Origin of the sequence: Tistrella arctica (assembly GCF_039630945.1) — a bacterium.
In the GTDB taxonomy this organism is placed as follows: Bacteria; Pseudomonadota; Alphaproteobacteria; order Tistrellales; family Tistrellaceae; genus Tistrella; species Tistrella bauzanensis.
Genome location: NZ_JBBKTV010000005.1, coordinates 412036 through 430114, shown reverse-complemented (window position 1 = coordinate 430114; position 18079 = coordinate 412036). Strand labels below are relative to the sequence as shown.

General features: G+C 66.3%; 13 protein-coding genes. 9 read left to right on the top strand and 4 right to left on the bottom strand.

Annotated elements, in window-relative coordinates; genetic code table 11:
* The first annotated feature begins 1 nt into the window (after position 1).
* Positions 2–1075: a helix-turn-helix domain-containing protein gene (locus tag WG924_RS13535; protein WP_345933567.1), complete on the top strand. Its 1074-nt coding sequence runs from the start codon at positions 2–4 to the stop codon at positions 1073–1075.
* Positions 1076–1430: 355 nt separating this feature from the next.
* Here the strand turns inward: WG924_RS13535 and WG924_RS13530 are convergent, their stop codons facing one another.
* Positions 1431–1802: a hypothetical protein gene (locus tag WG924_RS13530; protein ID WP_345933566.1), complete on the bottom strand. Its 372-nt coding sequence runs from the start codon at positions 1800–1802 to the stop codon at positions 1431–1433.
* Between the two features lie 145 nt (positions 1803–1947).
* Between WG924_RS13530 and WG924_RS13525 the strand changes: the two genes are divergently transcribed.
* Positions 1948–2616, top strand: coding sequence for an XRE family transcriptional regulator (locus WG924_RS13525; RefSeq protein WP_345933565.1), 669 nt, complete (start codon positions 1948–1950; stop codon positions 2614–2616).
* 575 nt (positions 2617–3191) lie between these two features.
* Here the strand turns inward: WG924_RS13525 and WG924_RS13515 are convergent.
* A complete protein-coding gene (locus WG924_RS13515) occupies positions 3192–3881 on the bottom strand; it encodes a TetR/AcrR family transcriptional regulator (protein WP_345933564.1) in 690 nt (229 codons plus the stop codon).
* A gap of 610 nt (positions 3882–4491) precedes the next feature.
* On the opposite strand from WG924_RS13515, the gene WG924_RS13510 reads away from it, so the two are divergent.
* From WG924_RS13510 to WG924_RS13480, 7 genes are all read left to right on the top strand, one after another.
* Complete coding sequence (locus WG924_RS13510; RefSeq protein ID WP_345933563.1) at positions 4492–5991, top strand: CoA-acylating methylmalonate-semialdehyde dehydrogenase; 1500 nt, start codon at positions 4492–4494, stop codon at positions 5989–5991.
* Positions 5992–6077: 86 nt separating this feature from the next.
* Positions 6078–7352: a Zn-dependent hydrolase gene (locus WG924_RS13505; protein ID WP_345933562.1), complete on the top strand. Its 1275-nt coding sequence runs from the start codon at positions 6078–6080 to the stop codon at positions 7350–7352.
* A gap of 158 nt (positions 7353–7510) precedes the next feature.
* Entirely contained in the window at positions 7511–8884 is a 1374-nt protein-coding gene (locus tag WG924_RS13500; RefSeq protein ID WP_345933561.1) for an NAD(P)-dependent oxidoreductase, read from the top strand.
* Between the two features lie 39 nt (positions 8885–8923).
* Positions 8924–10201 carry an NAD-dependent dihydropyrimidine dehydrogenase subunit PreA gene (gene preA / locus WG924_RS13495; protein ID WP_345933560.1) on the top strand — a complete coding sequence of 426 codons (1278 nt, stop codon included), beginning with the start codon at positions 8924–8926 and terminating at the stop codon, positions 10199–10201.
* 144 nt (positions 10202–10345) lie between these two features.
* On the top strand, positions 10346–11866 hold the full coding sequence (locus WG924_RS13490) for an NCS1 family nucleobase:cation symporter-1 (protein WP_345933559.1): 1521 nt from the start codon (positions 10346–10348) through the stop codon (positions 11864–11866).
* Positions 11867–11929: 63 nt separating this feature from the next.
* Positions 11930–13390: a dihydropyrimidinase gene (hydA, locus tag WG924_RS13485; RefSeq protein ID WP_345933558.1), complete on the top strand. Its 1461-nt coding sequence runs from the start codon at positions 11930–11932 to the stop codon at positions 13388–13390.
* A 274-nt stretch (positions 13391–13664) separates the two neighbouring features.
* Positions 13665–15983 carry a PAS domain-containing sensor histidine kinase gene (locus WG924_RS13480; RefSeq protein ID WP_345933557.1) on the top strand — a complete coding sequence of 773 codons (2319 nt, stop codon included), beginning with the start codon at positions 13665–13667 and terminating at the stop codon, positions 15981–15983.
* Positions 15984–16342: 359 nt separating this feature from the next.
* On the opposite strand, the gene WG924_RS13475 is transcribed toward WG924_RS13480, so the two are convergent.
* Both WG924_RS13475 and WG924_RS13470 read right to left on the bottom strand, forming a co-directional pair.
* Positions 16343–17485, bottom strand: a complete 1143-nt coding sequence (locus WG924_RS13475) for a thiolase C-terminal domain-containing protein (RefSeq protein WP_372045161.1) — start codon at positions 17483–17485, stop codon at positions 16343–16345.
* A gap of 2 nt (positions 17486–17487) precedes the next feature.
* Complete coding sequence (locus tag WG924_RS13470; protein ID WP_345933555.1) at positions 17488–17913, bottom strand: Zn-ribbon domain-containing OB-fold protein; 426 nt, start codon at positions 17911–17913, stop codon at positions 17488–17490.
* Between the last annotated feature and the right edge of the window lie 166 nt (positions 17914–18079).

The window sequence follows — 18079 nt, the reverse complement described above, 5'->3', positions numbered from 1 at the left end:
GATGTTCAACGCAGGGAGATTATCACTCGCCCGGGCGAGGCGGGGCATGACGGCCAAAGCTCTGGCTGAAAAGGCCGGAATTGGGGTGGACACGATTACGCGGCTTGAAAGGGGCCGCAATGAGCCGGAACTCGAAACCATTGAGAAGTTGAGCGAGGCCTTGGGCTATCCGCTAAACTTCTTCCAGGGTGATGATATTGAGGAGGTCGATGTTGGGGCAGTCAGCTTCCGCTCGTTCTCAAAGATGACTGCCCGCGAACGGAACGCAGCTACCGCTGCGGGGTCACTCGGCTTGCTGCTCAATCGATGGATTGAGGACCGCTTCGGCTTGCCCCATCCGGATTTCCCTGACGAGTTGTCAGAGGAAACAGACCCTGAAGTTGCTGCGGCCCGCCTGCGTCAGCATTGGGGGATCGGGCAACAGCCCGTCGGCAATCTATTGGGCTTGCTGGAAACCAAAGGTATTCGAATGCTGTCGCTGTCTGAGAATACGGCGTCGGTCAACGCCTTCTCGTTCTGGCGTGGTGGAAAGCCCTACGTATTCCTGAACAACTTCAAGAGCGCCGAAAGCAGTCGCTTCGACGCGGCTCATGAGCTTGGTCACTTAGTCTTGCATAGGCATGGTGATCCCAAAGGTGATCGCTCGCTTGAGAAAGAGGCCAACGGCTTTGCTTCTGCCTTCCTGATGCCTGCTGACGATGTGCTGGCGCGCGTTCCGCGCATGATCTCGACCGACGTCATCCTCAAGGCCAAGCTGCGTTGGCGCGTGTCTGCAATAGCTTTTGCCTATCGGTTACACCACATTGGGCGGTTATCAGATTGGCAGTACAAGTCAATCTGCATCGACCTTTCACGTCGAGGCTATCGGTCAGGCGAGCCTGTCGGTATCGAGCGGGAAACATCGGTACTGTGGAAAAAGGTGCTGACAATACTTTGGCAGGAAAGAGTCACACGCGATGATATTGCTACAGAACTGGGACTTCCGCGCGATGAACTAGACAGCCTTATTGGGAGCCTGATAGGAAACGAACGGGACAGGCCTCCAATTAGGCGAGGACCACTCAATGCTGTCTGATGCCACCGCCCACTGTGCGTCGCTCCCCGTGCGGAAGCGTGGATTGAAACCGGACATGGGTGCCGAACACGTTGCTGGCCGTGACGTCGCTCCCCGTGCGGGAGCGTGAATTGAAACTCGCCCTCGGCCGACCATGGCGCGTCGGGGTCCGGTCGCTCCCCGTGCGGGAGCGTGGATTGAAACGAGATGGCGGACATGTCGGTCGTGCTGATGAGCGTCGCTTCCCACGCGGACGCAATGCATGCCCTGATGATGGAGCGCCAGAGCCAGTGGACAGCCGGCTTTAACCGCGCCGGGGTTTTCGTCCCGTCTGGCGCTTCAACCGCTTACATACGGTTGCATTTTCCAGCCAGGATCAGCCCGCAGTCTGTTCCCGCCGCGCCAATGTCAGATACCGGGTCAGGTTGCGTGCGCCCGCAGCGGCGGCTTTGAGATAGCGATTGCGGTCATCGGGCGTCAGGTCGGGGCTGTCGGCGATCGCGATGTTGAGGCCGACCAGATAGGACTGAAACGCGGCGCCGGCGGTGGAGGTCGCTGTCAGGGTCAGTGCCTGTGTGGCGATCGCGTTGCGCCATGTGTCGAGGGCGATACAGATGCCGGGCTCGCCCTCTGGAGCCGACCAATGCTCAAGAACCTGGTCATCGAGAATGGCCCAATCCGCCGCCAGGGTGGCGACGGGGCAGGGGGGCGACTCATGACGGTGTTGCGCGTCTTCGGCCTTCGCCATGGGGTGTCTCCTCGACGATGGACCTGTGTTGAGTGACTGCGTCTGGTTACCGCTCAGGATTAGCACCAAAATGGTGTCAATATCAAACCAGAATCATCGTAATGGTGCTATTCGGATGACGGGGCGATCTGGTGGGATCGCATCCATGACAATGCCACCCAAGGAGGCCGCCCGGCTGACGATCCTGCGCGACGCGGCAGGGCTGTCGCGCAGGGAACTGGCCGATCGCCTCAACACCAGCTATCAGCAGATCCACCGTCTGGAGACTGGGGAGCGCAAGCTGTCGCCCGATTGGATCCGGCGCATCGCCCGCGTGCTTGGTGTGCGCGAGGATGCGTTCTTCTCCGATGGTCCGGTTGGTGATGCTTTCCTGACCGCGCCCCCGCAACTGGCCGCACGGCCGGCTCCGCAGGCTCGCGACGCTGAGTTGTTGCCGGTGTTCGGCAACGCGTCGCGTGAATTCGACGGCGCCTTGCGTATGGATGATGTGGTGGTTCAGTACATCGATCGGCCGCGCTCGCTGGATCGTGCACCGGCCGCGTATGGCGTCTTTGTGCACGGCGAGAGCATGGAGCCGCGCTATTCGCCGGGGCAGGTCGTTCTGGTGGACCCGGCACGGCCGGTTACATCGGGCTGCTATGTGGTGATACGGATGGCCAGATCGTCGGGCACGACAATCGGCGCGGTGCGGCGGCTGGTGGAGCGTTCCGCCGGGGGTGTGATCACCGAGACGCTGACCCCGCCGGTGCGGCATCGGGATGCCGATGAAACGGTGGCCGTTCTCCACCGAGTGGTCGGCGCGCTCGACGTCTGAACCACTGTCGTTGGCGCGTTTCAATGGTGTGTGGTTCCCGACAGACAGAAACCGGGGGCCCACGGGGGCCTGCGGCCCCCGTGCCTCTTCCTTCTCTTCCTTCTCTTCCTTCCGCCGCGCCCGTCCGCTCGTGTCCTTGCCGCCGTCAGGCTGGCCGGTGGCGGAGATCATCGTGGTGCCCGGCCGGATTATCCGAGGTCGATCGGTTCTGCGGGTGTGCGATCGCGATCGATATCGAGTGCCGCGCCGCCGGCGTCCCGGCCGATCGCTGCAAGCAGGGAGCCGAGGCGGATTCTGCCCTCAGTGATCTGACATTCGGGCCGGGCCGCGTCGTTCAGGGTGGTCTGCGGTTCGGTTTCATCGGCGGGGGTGCTGGCCGTGATTGACGCCATGTTGCCCCCTGCACGTGATGACTGACGCTTGAGCCAGTTTATGGGGCATGGCGTCGGCTCGGCAAGTGCCCGGCGCGATCAGGCGGGGCTCGTTTCTCGCTCCAGTTCCCGGGGGTCCACGGGGGCCTGCGGCCCCCGTGCCTCTTCCTTCCGTCCGCGCGCGTCCGGCGCGCGCGCCCGCCGTCAGTCCGTCGTGTCGGGCTCCGGTCGGCGATCCAGTGCGCCGATGCCTTTGACGATGATGCGGGTGATCTGGTCGGCGGCGCGGTCGAATTCGGCGCGGGGGAGGCGGTCGCGGTCGAGCACGGCCTGGATCTGGCAGGAGAAATCGGCGTAGTGCTGGGTGATGGCCCAGATCATGAACAGCAGGTGGTATGGGTCGACGGGGTCGATGCGGCCCTGGGCTGCCCAGCGGTCGATATCGGCGGCGCGGGTGGCGGCCCATTGGCGCAGGGTGGTGCGCAGATAGCCCATCAACTGGGGGGCGCCGTGGATGACCTCGTTGGCGAAGACCTTCGAGGCGGCGGGGCGGGTGCGGGACAGCTCCATTTTGGCGCGGACATAGTGGCCGATGGCCTCGACCGGGTCGTCGCTGACGCCGAAGCGGTCGGCGGCTTCGAACCATTCGGCGATGATGCTTTCCAGCACGCGGGCGTAGAGCTGGTTCTTGGTGCGGAAATAATAGTGCAGGTTGGCTTTGGGCACGCCGGCGCGTTCGGCGATGGCGGCGGTGCTGGCGCCACGGAAGCCCATTTCGGCGAACACCTCTTCGGCCGCGGCCAGGATGGCCACGGTGTTTTCCTCGCGGATCTGCGCCTTGCGGGGCAGGGCGCGCGCGGGGGTGTCGGCGCCGGAGGGGCTGGCCGTGGTCATCTGGGGGCGTTCCTCGAGTCAGGGGGCGGCGGTTGATCGGTGTCTCGTGGATGGTGGCGTGCGAAACCTGTTCAGGACATCTTGACCGCTTGGTCAGGATACGTCTAACCTGTTCTTCAGGCGATGAAGATCGACAAGGTCGGGTCGCCGCTGGCACGGATGCGGCGCCGCTTGCGCAACATCGTTTCAGAACCAGATCAGAAACAAGATCCGAGAGGCCGCGTCAAGCGGCCCGGTGAGGACGAGCGCCGGCCAACAAGGAACCGGCGCCGCCCATGACAGTGAGAGCAGGCAAACCGCGCCGACGCGAACGCCGGACACCCCGTCCCATGCCTTCGATCGACCGCCGGGAGGCCATTTGGAATGACACGAGACCCCGACTCCGCGCAGACGCGCTCGCGCGGATAGACGCGCGCGTGGCCCGCGATCCGTGGCTGGCCGTTGCGTGCTGCCATGCCGTTTGGTCCCATCCGTGCGATCGTCTGTGATCGCGGCGACGGCTGATCTGTGGCCCGGAGGGGATTCCGGTGCCCATACGTTGCCGTCGACATCCTGCCTATCCCCCCGCACCCACCTTCTCCCCCGCATCCGCCATATGAAGAGAGATCCCATGTCCCGGACCATCGCGCATCTGATCGGCGGCACCCGCACGGCCCCTGAAGGCCCGCGCCGCGCGCCCGTGTTCAACCCGGCGACCGGCGAGCAGGTGGCCGATCTGGGCCTTGCGACCGCGGCCGAGGTGACCCGCGCGATCGATGTGGCGGCCGAGGCGTTTCCGGCCTGGGCGGCGACCCCGCCGGCGCGGCGGGCGCGGGTGATGTTCAAGTTCAAGGAGTTGCTGGAGGCGCGCGCCGACGACATCGCCCGCGCGATCAGCGCCGAGCACGGCAAGACCCATGCCGATGCCCTGGGCGAGGTGGCGCGCGGCATGGAGGTGGTGGAATTCGCCTGCGGCATTCCGCAATTGCTGAAGGGTGAATACAGCCGCAATGTCGGCCCGATGATCGACAGCTTCGACATGCGCGAGCCGCTGGGGGTGGTGGCCGGCATCACGCCGTTCAATTTCCCGGCGATGGTGCCGCTGTGGATGTTTCCGCTGGCGATCGCCGCCGGCAACACCTTCGTGCTGAAGCCGTCGGAGAAAGACCCGAGTGCGGCATTGCTGGTGGCGGAACTGGCCCATGAAGCCGGCCTGCCGGCGGGGGTGCTGAACGTGGTCCACGGCGACAAAGAGGCCGTGGACGTGCTGTTGAGCGATCCGCGGGTCGAGGCGGTGAGCTTCGTGGGCTCCACCCCGATCGCGCAGTATGTCTATGCCACCGGCACCGCCAACGGCAAGCGGGTGCAGGCGCTGGGCGGCGCCAAGAACCACATGGTCATCCTGCCCGATGCCGATCTGGACCAGGCGGTGGATGCGCTGATGGGGGCGGGATACGGGTCGGCCGGCGAACGCTGCATGGCGATTTCGGTGGCGGTGCCGGTGGGCGAGGGCACGGCCGACCGGCTGATCGAGAAGCTGGCGCCACGGGTGGAGGCGCTGAAGGTGGGCCCGGCCACCGACCCGGATGCCGAGATGGGGCCGCTGATTTCTGACATCCACGCCCGCAAGGTGCGCGGCTATATCGACCAGGGCGTGGCCGAGGGCGCGCGGCTGGTGGTCGATGGCCGCGATTTCCGCCTGCAGGGCTATGAGGGCGGCTATTTCGTCGGCGGCACCCTGTTCGACCGGGTGACGACCGATATGGCGATCTATCGCGAGGAGATCTTCGGCCCGGTGCTGTCGGTGGTGCGCAGCGGATCGTATGAAGACGCGGTCGCGATGATCAACGCCCATGAATATGGCAATGGCACGGCGCTGTTCACCCGTGATGGCGATGCCGCGCGCGATTTCATCGCCCGGGTGCGGATCGGCATGGTGGGCGTGAACGTGCCGATCCCGGTGCCGGTGGCCTATCACAGCTTTGGCGGCTGGAAGAAATCGCTGTTCGGCGCCCATCACATCTATGGGCCGGAGGGGGTGAAGTTCTACACCCGCCTGAAGACCGTCACCCAGCGCTGGCCCACCGGTATCCGGTCTGGTGCCCAGTTCAATTTTCCGGCAATGGGCTAGACTTGCCCGGTAATGGGCCAGCGGCCGGCCATGTGGCGGGCTGCACCCGGCCCGATATCCAGACCAGATCAGGGGACGAGCACACCATGTCGAATATCCGGATCAATGGCGACCGGCTCTGGGACAGCCTGATGGAAATGGCGAAGATCGGTGCCACCGACAAGGGCGGCGTCTGCCGCCTGGCGCTGACCGATCTGGACCGCCAGGGCCGCGACCTGTTCGTGCAATGGGCGAAGGATGCCGGCTGCACGATCACCGTCGACAAGATGGGCAACATCTTCGCCCGCCGCGAGGGCCGCAACCCGTCGCTGCCGCCGGTGATGACCGGCAGCCATCTGGACAGCCAGCCGACCGGCGGCCGGTTCGATGGTGTCTATGGCGTGCTGGCCGGGCTTGAGGTGCTGCGCACCCTGAACGACCTGAATTACGAGACCGAGGCCCCGGTCGAGGTGGCGGTCTGGACCAATGAGGAAGGCTCGCGCTTCGCCCCGGCGATGGTGGCGTCGGGCGTGTTCGCGGGCGTGTTCGATCTGGATTACGGGTTGTCGCGCGCCGACCAGGATGGCCGCACCATGGGCCAGGAACTGGCGCGGATCGGCTATGCCGGCGAACAGCCGATGGGCAAGCCGGTGGGCGCCTATTTCGAGGCCCATATCGAGCAGGGCCCGATCCTTGAGGCCGAGGACAAGACCATCGGCATCGTCACCCATGCCCAGGGCCAGCGCTGGTTCGAGGTGACGCTGACCGGCCAGGAAGCCCATGCCGGCCCGACGCCGATGCCGATCCGCCGCGATGCCCTGCTGGGTGCCGCGCGGATGGTGCAGGCGGTGAACCGGATCGGCCTCGACAATGCGCCGGTCGCCTGCGCCACCGTGGGCTTGATGCAGGTCTATCCCAACAGCCGCAACGTCATTCCCGGCCGGGTGTTCTTCACGGTCGATCTGCGCCATCCCGATGATGCGGTGCTGGCGAAGATGGCCGATGAATTCCACGCCGCCCTGAACGAGATCCTGGCCGAGGGCAAGCTGACCGCCGAGGTCGAGCAGATCTTCTATTACGCGCCGGTGCCGTTCGATGCCGATTGCGTCGCGGCGGTGCGCGCGGCCACGGCGGCGGCCGGGTTCAGCAACCGCGACATCGTCTCGGGCGCCGGCCATGACGCCTGCTATCTGGCCAAGGTGGCGCCCACGGGCATGATCTTCATCCCCTGCATCGACGGCATCAGCCACAACGAGGTCGAGGACGCCAAGCCCGAATGGGTGTCGGCCGGCTGCGAGGTGCTGCTGGGCGCGATGCTGGAGCGTGCCAATGCCGGGGGCGCCAATGCGGGAGGCTCGGCGAACAAGGCCGACGCGGCCTGATCACCGGACGCCACGACCAAGCCATGGCGGGGCATCGCCCCCGCCATGGCGGACGGATCGACGGACCCGTGAGGGGACCGGGCTTTATGGTCCGGGTCAACCCTTCGTTGAGAGAGCCGCGGCCGACAACAAACGACCGACAAAGGACGAGCTTCATCATGGACGAGACGGGTGATATCCGCGCCGGCCGTCTGCCGGCCGACGCGATCCGACAGAACTTCCTCGACGCCCATCCGCCGCTCGACAAACGCGCGGCGCTGGTGGAGGCGAGCCGCTGCCATTTCTGCTGGGATGCGCCCTGCGTGACCGCATGCCCGACCGGCATCGACATCCCCAGCTTCATCCGCAAGATCGCCACCGACAACATGAAGGGGGCGGCAACCGATATCCTGTCGGCCAATATCATGGGCGGCATGTGCGCGCGGGTCTGCCCGACCGAGATCCTGTGCGAACAGGCCTGTGTGCGCCATGACCAGGACGAGAAGCCGGTGGAGATCGGGCTGTTGCAGCGCCATGCCACCGACTGGGTCTATGGATCGGGCACGATGCCGCCCGTGCCGCTCTTCCAGCGCGGCGCCCCGACCGGGCGGCATGTGGCGGTGGTGGGGGGCGGGCCGGCGGGTCTGGCTTGCGCCCACCGGCTGGCGATGCTGGGCCATGAGGTGACGATCTTTGATGCCCGCGACAAGCTGGGCGGCCTGAACGAATACGGCATCGCCGCCTATAAGACCGTCGATGATTTCGCGGCGCGCGAGGTGGCGTGGATCCTGTCGATCGGCGGCATCACGGTGAAGACCGGCCAGATGCTGGGCCGCGACATCACCCTGGATGAGCTGCGCGCCGGCTATGACGCGGTGTTCCTGGGGCTGGGCCTGGGGGCGGTGCGCGCGCTGGGCAGCCCGGGCGAGGATCTGGCCGGGGTGGAGCCGGCGGTGGATTTCATCGCCCGGCTGCGGCAGGCCGATGATCTTGACCACGTCACGGTCGGCCGGCAGGTGGTGGTGATCGGCGGCGGCAACACCGCGGTCGATGCGGCGGTGCAGTCGATGAAGCTCGGCGCCGAGGACGTGACCATGGTCTATCGGCGCGGAACGGCCGAGATGAGCGCCACGCCCGACGAGCAGGATTTCGCCCGGACCAATGGCGTGGTGCTGCGCACCTGGCTGCGGCCGGTGGCGGTGCATGGCGTCGAGGGCCGGGTGACCGGGGTTGAATTCGCCTATACCGCCCCCGATGCCGATGGCCGGCCGCAGGATACCGGCGACCGCCGGGTGATCGCCGCCGATCAGGTGCTGCTGGCGATCGGTCAGGTGCTGGTGCCGGATGGCTTCGGTGGCGCCGCGGTGCTGGAGATGGCCGGTGGCCGCATCGTCGTCGATGGCGGCATGGCCACCTCGCTCGCCGGCGTCTGGGCGGGTGGCGACTGCGTCGAGGGCGGCATCGACCTGACGGTGCAGGCGGTCGAGCACGGCAAGCGCGCGGCGCTGTCGATTGCCGCGACCCTGGCGGCGCTGGACGGCGTGGCGGCCTGAGCGGCCTGATTTTCCGACCCATTTGAAAGGATCGTCGTCATGGCCGATCTGTCCTGTACCTTCGCTGGTATCCGCTCCCCCAATCCGTTCTGGCTGGCATCGGCGCCGCCGACCGACAAGGAATACAATGTCGTGCGCGCCTTCGAGGCAGGCTGGGGCGGGGTGGTCTGGAAGACGCTCGGCATCGACCCGCCGGTGGTGAACGTGTCGTCGCGCTATGGCGCGGTGTCGTATAACGGCCAGCGCATCGCCGGCCTGAACAATATCGAGTTGATCACCGACCGGCCGCTCGCGGTCAATCTGGAAGAGATCGCGCGGGTCAAGCGCAACTGGCCGGACCGCGCGGTCATCGTCTCGCTGATGGTGCCGTGCAACGAGGCCGACTGGGCCTATATCCTGCCGATGGTGGAAGAAACCGGCTGCGATGGGGTGGAGCTGAACTTCGGCTGCCCGCACGGCATGTCGGAACGCGGCATGGGGGCCGCGGTCGGTCAGGTGCCGGAATATGTCGAGATGGTCACGCGCTGGGTGAAAAAGCATTCGCGCCTGCCGACCATCGTCAAGCTGACCCCCAACATCACCGATGTCCGCCAGTCGGCGCGGGCGGCGAAGAATGGCGGCGCCGATGCGGTGTCGCTGATCAACACCATCAACTCGATCGTCTCGGTCGATCTGGACCTGATGGCGCCCGAGCCGACCGTGGATGGCAAGGGCACCCATGGCGGCTATTGCGGCCCGGCGGTGAAGCCGATCGCGCTCAACATGGTGGCCGAGATCGCGCGTGATCCGGCGACCCAGGGCCTGCCGATTTCGGGCATCGGCGGCATCCAGAGCTGGAAGGACAGCGCCGAGTTCATCGCGCTCGGCTGCGGCAGCGTGCAGGTCTGCACCGCCGCGATGCATTACGGCTTCCGGATCGTTCAGGACATGATCGACGGGCTGAACAACTGGATGGACGAAAAGGGCTATCGCAGCCTCGACGACGTCCGCGGCCGGGCGGTGCCGAACGTCACCGACTGGCAGTTCCTGAACATGAAATACGACATCAAGGCCCGGATCGATCAGGACCAGTGCATCAAATGCGGGCTGTGCCATATCGCCTGTGAAGACACCTCGCATCAGGCGATCACCGCCCTGAAGGACGGCAAGCGCCATTTCGAGGTGGTCGATGCCGAATGCGTCGGCTGCAATCTGTGCATGCTGGCCTGCCCGGTGCCAAGCTGCATCACCATGGAACGGGTCGATGCCGGCACCGAATACCAGAACTGGACCCAGCATCCCAACAACCCGATGGCCAATGCCGACGCCGCCGAATAGGTCTGCCGGCACCTTTTCCTGATCGTCCCGGCCGGCCGCCCCGATCCGCCATCCAGCCCCCGCGTCCGCGCGCGATGGCGGGGCGGGGCCGGCCCGACGGGGCCGCACCCTTCATGGACACGACCGGAAGGATCGTCGAACGCCATGTCAGACCATGTTCAATACGGGGCCGCCGCGCGCGGGGCGGCCCCGTCGGGTACCACATCCGCCGGCAACCGCGCCCGGGCGCATGATCCATCGCTGTGGAATGCCGATCTGGCCCCGACCACGGCCGATCAGCGGAGCTGGGACTGGCCGTCGATCGCCGCCCTGTGGGTGGGGATGGTGGTCTGCGTGCCCACCTATATGATCGCCGCCGGCCTGGTGTCGGAAGGCATGAACTGGTGGCAGGCGGTGTTGACCGTGCTGGCCGGCAATGTGGTGGTGCTGGTGCCGATGCTGCTGATCGGCCATGCCGGCGCCAAGCATGGGATTCCGTTTCCGGTGCTGCTGCGGGCCTCTTTCGGCACGCGCGGTGCCAGATTGCCGGCGCTGATGCGCGGGCTGGTCGCCTGCGGCTGGTTCGGCATCAACACCTGGGTCGGCGGATCGGCGATCTATGTCATTCTGAACGCCATCACCGGCGATGCGGTGACCGGCACGCCGCTGCCGCTGCTGGGCATCGATCTGGCGCAGTTGCTCAGCTTCCTGGCGTTCTGGGCGCTGCATCTGTATTTCGTGGCCAAGGGCACGGAATCGATCCGCTGGCTGGAAAAGGCGGCGGCCCCGGTGCTGCTGGGCATGGGGCTGGTGCTGCTGGGCTGGGCCTATGTCAATGCCGGCGGCTTCGGGGTGATGCTGTCGCAGCCGTCCGCCTTCGGCCCCGGCGGCGCGAAGGAGGGGCAGTTCTGGTCGGCCTTCTGGCCGGGCCTGACCGCCATGGTCGGCTTCTGGGCGACGATGGCGCTGAACATTCCCGATTTCACCCGCTTCGCTCGCAGCCAGCGCGACCAGTTCCTGGGCCAGGCGGTGGGGCTGCCGCTGCCGATGGCGCTGTTCGCCTTCATCGGCGTCGCGGTCACCTCGGCCACCGTGGTCATCTATGGCGAGGCGATCTGGGATCCCGTGGCGCTGGCCGGCCGCATGGGCGGGCTGGGCGTGGTGCTGGCGCTGGGCGCGCTGCTGATCGCCACACTCACCACCAACATCGCCGCCAACATGGTGGCGCCGGCCAATGGCTTTTCCAATCTGGCGCCGTCGCGGATTTCGTTCAGGATGGGGGGGTACATCACCGCCGGCATCGGCATCGCGATGTTTCCCTGGAAGCTGCTGGAATCGGCCGGTGGTTATCTGTTCGTCTGGCTGATCGGCTATTCGGCGCTGCTGGGGCCGATCGCCGGGCTGCTGATCGCGGACTACTTCTTCATCCGCCGCACGCGGCTGGATGTGGATGCGCTGTTCAGGTCCGATGGCCCCTACAGCTATCGCGGCGGCTGGAACCCGGCCGCGGTGATCGCCTTGATCATCGGCATCCTGCCCAATCTGCCGGGTTTCCTGTCCACCGCCGCCATCATCGGTCCGGTGGACGAGATCTGGATCCGGATCTATGGCTATGCCTGGTTCGTGGGGCTGGCCGTCTCCGCCATTGTCTATCTTGGCCTGATGCGGGGCAGGGCATCCGCCTGAGCGCCCCGCCATCCGGCCCATCTGAACTGTCACCTCTGAACCGTCACCAAGGGAGCAGAACCAATGTCGCTGCTGATCAAGGGAGGCACGGTCGTCACCGCCGACCAGACGATGCGTGCCGACGTCTATTGTGCCGATGGCCGGATCGCCGCGGTCGGCGAGGCGCTTGACGTGCCCGCGGGCGCCGAGGTGATCGATGCCGGCGGCGCGCTGGTGATGCCGGGCGGCATCGATCCCCACACCCATATGCAACTGCCGTTCATGGGCACGGTCACCAGCGAGGATTTCGAGAGCGGCACCGCCGCGGCCCTGGCCGGCGGCACCACCTCGATCATCGATTTCGTGATCCCCGACCCGCAGCAGCCGCTGATGGACGCCTTCCGCACCTGGCGCGGCTGGGCGGAGAAGTCGGTGGCCGATTACGGCTTCCATGTCGCCGTCACCTGGTGGGACGACAGCGTGCATGCCGATATGGGCACGCTGGTGCGTGACGAGGGCGTCAACAGCTTCAAGCATTTCATGGCCTATAAGGGCGCAATCATGGCGCCTGATGAAGTGCTGGTGCGCAGCTTCGAACGCGCGCTTGAGCTTGGGGCGATGCCGACCGTTCATGCCGAGAACGGCGAACTGGTCTGGACCCTGCAACAGAAGATCAAGGAGCGCGGCTTCACCGGCCCCGAGGGCCACCCGCTGTCGCGCCCGCCCGAGGTGGAGGGCGAGGCCGCGAACCGCGCGATCCGCATCGCCCAGGTGCTGGGCGTGCCGATCTATATCGTCCATGTTTCGTGCAAGGAGAGCCTGGAGGCGATCACCCGCGCGCGGCTGGAAGGCCAGCGGGTGTTCGGCGAGGTGCTGGCCGGCCATCTGGTGGTCGATGACAGCGTCTATCGCCATCCCGACTGGGACACGGCGGCGGCCTATGTGATGAGCCCGCCTTTCCGGTCCAAAGAACATCAGGCGGCGCTGTGGAAGGGGTTGCAGTCGGGCAATCTGCAAACCACGGCGACCGATCACTGCTGCTTCTGCGCCGATCAGAAGCGCATGGGGCTGGGCGATTTCACCAAGATCCCGAACGGCACCGCCGGTGTGGAGGACCGCATGGCGGTGCTGTGGCATCACGGCGTCAATGCCGGGCGGATGACGCCCAATGAATTCGTCGCCGCCACCTCGGCCAATGCCGCCAAGATCTTCAACATCTATCCGCGCAAGGGCGCGATCACGCCGGGCGCCGATGCCGATCTGGTGGTCTGGGATCCCAAGGCCAGCCGGACGATCTCGGCCAAGACCCACCATCAGAAGATCGACTTCAACATCTTCGAGGGCATGACCGTGGAAGGATCGGCGGCGGTGACGGTGTCGGCCGGCGAGGTGGTGTGGAAGAACGGATCGCTGGACGTACGCACCGGCCGTGGCCGCTATGTCAAACGGCCGAATTTCTCGCCGATGTTCGAGGCTCTGGGCAAGCTGGCGGCCAGGACCGCGCCGACACCGGTGGATCGCAAGCTGCCGACGGCGGCGGAGTGATGTGCCGGTGAATAAATACAGGAGCATGACGGCCGCCGCCTGACCGTCACCCGATATGGAATGCATCTTCAGGATGTATTTCTACGCGATATAAGCACTTCAAGGGGCGCCGGAGTCAGCTTCGGCGCCCTTGTCATGTCCGGCCGTCGGGGCATCATCCGGTGATCTCTGTTCAACCCTGCTGATCGCATGACGCAGGCGGGGCGACCGTGTATCGTCTGCTTGGGATCAGGTATCAGGGACGGGCGATTGCACCGTCGGACGGGAGGCCGGGATGGCGATCGATCCGATCGCGCTCAACCGGATGTGTTTGCGCGCCGCGGCTGCGGCAGGCGGCCATGCCGAGGCAATCAGAGCCTGGGCCGGCGCGATCGGCGACGCCTTCGGTGCCGCCCGCGTGGTTCTGTGGCTGTCGGCCCCTGCCTCGTCGGCGGTGCAGTGCCTTGTCGACTGGAGCGGACCACTGGCGGCCGGCGGCGACGACAGCCGTGGCGGGCGGACCGAGCAGGTCGTGCGGCTGGCGGTGCGCCCCCGCCCGGTGCTATTGACCCTGACCATGCCGGGCGGCATCGTGTCCGTCGATCCGGATCTGGTGGCGGATCTGGCCGCACAGTTGCAGTTGATCCTGAACGGCATGGCGGCCGATGAGCGGGCACGGCTGCTGGCGGGCGCGCTCGACGCGGTGGATGACGGCGTGCTGATCGTCGAGGCGCGCCCGGTCGACGGGCCGCCATCGGAGCTGAGCCATGCGAGCCGCCATTTCAGTGCCGTCGCCCCCTTTGCCGCGCTGCCGCCGCCACTGGACCGGCCGGGTGTGGTGGGGCCGCTGAGGGCGGCGATCGGCCGCAGTCTGGCGTCGGGTCAGGCCGAACGTGTCGCGGTTCTGGATCCCCGCGCCGATGGCGAGGCAGCCGTTGCCCGCCTCGACATAAGCTGTCTGGCGCCACGCGGCCTGTTCACAGGCGGCTGGATGGCGGTGCTGCGTGACCCGGACGGTGGACGGCAGGGGGCCGAGGCGGCGGAAGCGCGCGAGCGCATGTTCCGGGCGCTTTACGATGCCAATCCGGTGCCGATGTGGATCTATGACGAGCACGACCTGCGGCTGCTGTCGGTCAACGAGGCGATGGTGGCCAAATATGGTTACGACGCCCAAACGCTGCTTGGCATGTCCCTGCTGGATCTGCGGCCGGCCGAGGACGTGCCCGCGGTGATGCAGGTGCTGTCCACACGGGCGCGCGCCCATGAGGTGAGCGGCCCCTGGCGGCATCGGGCGGCCAATGGCGATACCTTTCATGTCGAGATCGTCACCCACAGGCTTGAATGGCAGGGGCGCCCGGCAATTCTGACCGCCGCCTTCGACATCACCGAACGCGAGTTGGCCAACCGGGTGCTGCGGATGCGTCAGGCCGATTCCGACCGGCTGCTGCGTGTGCAGTCGGCCATCCTGGATTCCATCCCGGCGGTGGTGTGGCTGCTGGACGCGGCCGGCAATGTGGTGGCGATGAACCGGGCATGGCACCGGCTGGCGACGGATCTGGGCGACACCGCCCCGGATATCCGGATCGGCCGCGATTTCCGGGGGCGGCGCGACGGCTTCGGCAGTGCCGGCGGGTATCCCATGGCGGGTGAGACCGATGCGGCGCGACCTTTGCCCGCCGGCATGGTCCAGGCGGTGCTGTCGGTGCTGTCGGGCCAGAAATCCGAGGCGAGCCACGATTTTCCCGTCATGGTCGGCGGCGCGACCCGCTGGTTTCAAACCACGGTGACGGCGGTGGTCGACGCTCAGGGGCTGCCGGGCGGCGCCGTGGTGATGTCGATCGACATCTCGGCGATGAAACGCGCCCAGTTCGACATCCTGGCGGCGCAGAACCGCGCCATTGCCGCCAGCGCCGCCAAGTCACTGTTCCTGGCCCATATGAGCCACGAATTGCGCACGCCGCTGAACGCGGTCATCGGCTTTGCCGATGTCATCGAGGGCGAGATGCTGGGGCCGGTGGGTGTGCGGACCTACAAGGACTATGCCGGACATGTCTCGGTTGCCGGGCGTCATCTGCTTCAGGTCATCGATGGCCTGCTGGATCTGGCCAATATCGAGACCGGCAGCCTGATACCCGACCGTCAGCCGGTCGATCTGGCGCAGATCGTGGCCGAGGCGGCCGCCGCCTGCGGTACGGCCCTGCGCCGCCATGGTGCCCACCTGGACCTGCTGACTCTGGGGGCGGCGATGACGGAAGCCGACCCCAGGCTGTTGTCGCGGATGGCGCAGGCGCTGATCGACAACGCCGTCCGCCACGGGCGGGAGGGCGGCTGCGTTCAGGTGCGGGTCGACGGCACCCGGCCGGAGGCGGTTGTGATCGACATTGTCGATGATGGCCCCGGCATCGCCGCCGACCGGCTGCATGGCCTGACCGAACCCTTCGCCACGCCATCGGGTGATGTGCGGGTGGCGACATCGGGAGTGGGGCTGGGCCTGCCGCTGGCGCGGCATTATGCCGAACTGCATGGCGGACGGCTGGAACTGGTCGACCGACAGGCGGCCGGCGGCGGCGAGACCGGCCTTGCCGTGCGCGTGGTGCTGCCGCGCCCTTCCTGAAGGTGATGCCCGTTTCTCCGTGACGTGGTCTTTGACGTGCGATCCGTCAGCCATTGGGGCCGACACCTGATCCTCCAGACCCTGCACCATCACCGTCGCCATGAGTCTGGTCCTGCAGGTCCGTCACATCCGGGGGATCGTTTGAGCCTGCAGCTTTTCCATCCGTATAATTCAAACGGTCCCAGTCTACGGGGGGAGGGGCACATCCCATCATCAGGCCCGCCAACGCGATTGTCAGAACCAGTCCACGCATCACGCCGCCCCCCCAATTCCGATGATCTTTTAAAGATCTGTGGCCATGCCCTGGAACAATCAATCGGTTTTATGGCATGACGTCGGCCATGGTGACCGGGTGATGGTCAGCGCCGCGCCAGAACCACCGTGCCGGCGGTGCCGAACATGCCGCCGACCCCCTGGACCACCGAGATTTTCGCGTCCTGTACCTGCGCGCCGGCCGGTGCGGTGCCGCGCATCTGGCGCACCGCCTCTTGCAACGCATACATGCCATACATGCCGGAATGCATATAGTTGATGCCGCCGCCATTGGTGTTCATCGGCAGCCGGCCGCCGGGGGCGGTATGGCCGTCGGCGATGAAGCCCGCCGCCTCGCCCGGCTTCACGAACCCAAGCGCTTCCAGGCCATAGAGCGGCACATGGGCGAAGGCATCATAGATCATCAGATGATCGACATCGTCACGGGCAATACCGGCCGAGGCGAAGGCCGCATCCCCCGCCACCTTGAAGGCGCGCGAGGCGGTATAATCCTTCATCTCGGTGATCATCAGATGCTCGACGCTTTCACCGGTGCCGATCACGTCGACCGGCCGGGTCGGGAAATCGACCGCGCGGTCGGGCGAGGTCACGATCAGCGCGCCGCCGCCATCGGTAACCAGACAGCACATCAGAATCCGGAACGGCCAGGCGATCATGCGTGACGCCAGCACCTGATCGATCGTCACCGGATCGCGGCGGAAGGCACGGGGATGGAAGCCGGCCCATTGCCGCTGCACCACGGTGACCCGGGCCAGATCCTCTTCGGTGACGCCGAAGGTCTTCATGTAGCGCAGGGCCGGGATCGTGAACAGGGTTGCCGCCATGGTGGGGGTATAGCCCAGTTCGAACTGGCCCATCAGCGAATGGGCCGGCACCGTCCAGGGGACATTGCCAACCCGCGACCGGCCGCTCTCACCATGGGTGATCAGCACCGTCTGGCACAGACCGGCCTGGATGGCGGCCGCCGCGTGGGCGACATGGGTCATGAACGAGCAGCCGCCGATATTGGTGGCGTCCACCCAGGTCGGCGTGATGCCCAGATACTGCGCCAGCATGGCCGGGTTTTCGCCCGCGGTGGCGATACCGTCGATATCGGCCGGTGTCAGGCCGCAATCGGCCAGCGCGTTCAGGGCGGCATCGGCGTGCAGGTCCAGTTCGGACATGTCGGGCAGGATGCCCAGCCGGGTGGTTTCGGCGGCACCGACGATCGAGGCGAGGGGGCGGGTCAGGCTCATGTGGCCTCTCCGGATGCAGCGGTGCCGGCCGGGCGGAATTTGGCCAGGGTGATGGTGTCGGACACCCGGTCGAACACCACCTCCAGGGCCATGTCCAGCACCAGGGCTTCGGGTGTCTGCGGGCAATCGACGATGTTGGTCATCATCATCGGCCCTTCTTCAAGACGGACGACCGCCACCGCATAGGGGCCGTCGCCATCCTTGGGCACCATGTGGTTGATGACATAGCTGTGCAGCGTGGCGCGCCCCGAACACCGCAGGGCCGTCACGTCGCGGCTGCCGCAGGACGGGCAGAACGGCCGGGGCGGGAAATGGCGGTCGCCGCAGGCGTCGCAGGCCTGCACATGCAGTTCGCCGCGCGCCGCGGCCTCCCAGAACCACGCCGTCGATGGCGTCGGCTCGGGCAGGGTGCCTCTCAACATCGTGTACCCCCGTCTGTCGGTTTTCATGCACAAGCAGTTTGACAAGTGGGGGCCATATGATCAAATCTTTGATCAAAGATCGAACGAGAAACGACGCCGACCCGGTAGACACCCCGAAAGCGGCTGCCCCCTGACAGCACGATACGATCCGCGACCGGCCGTTATG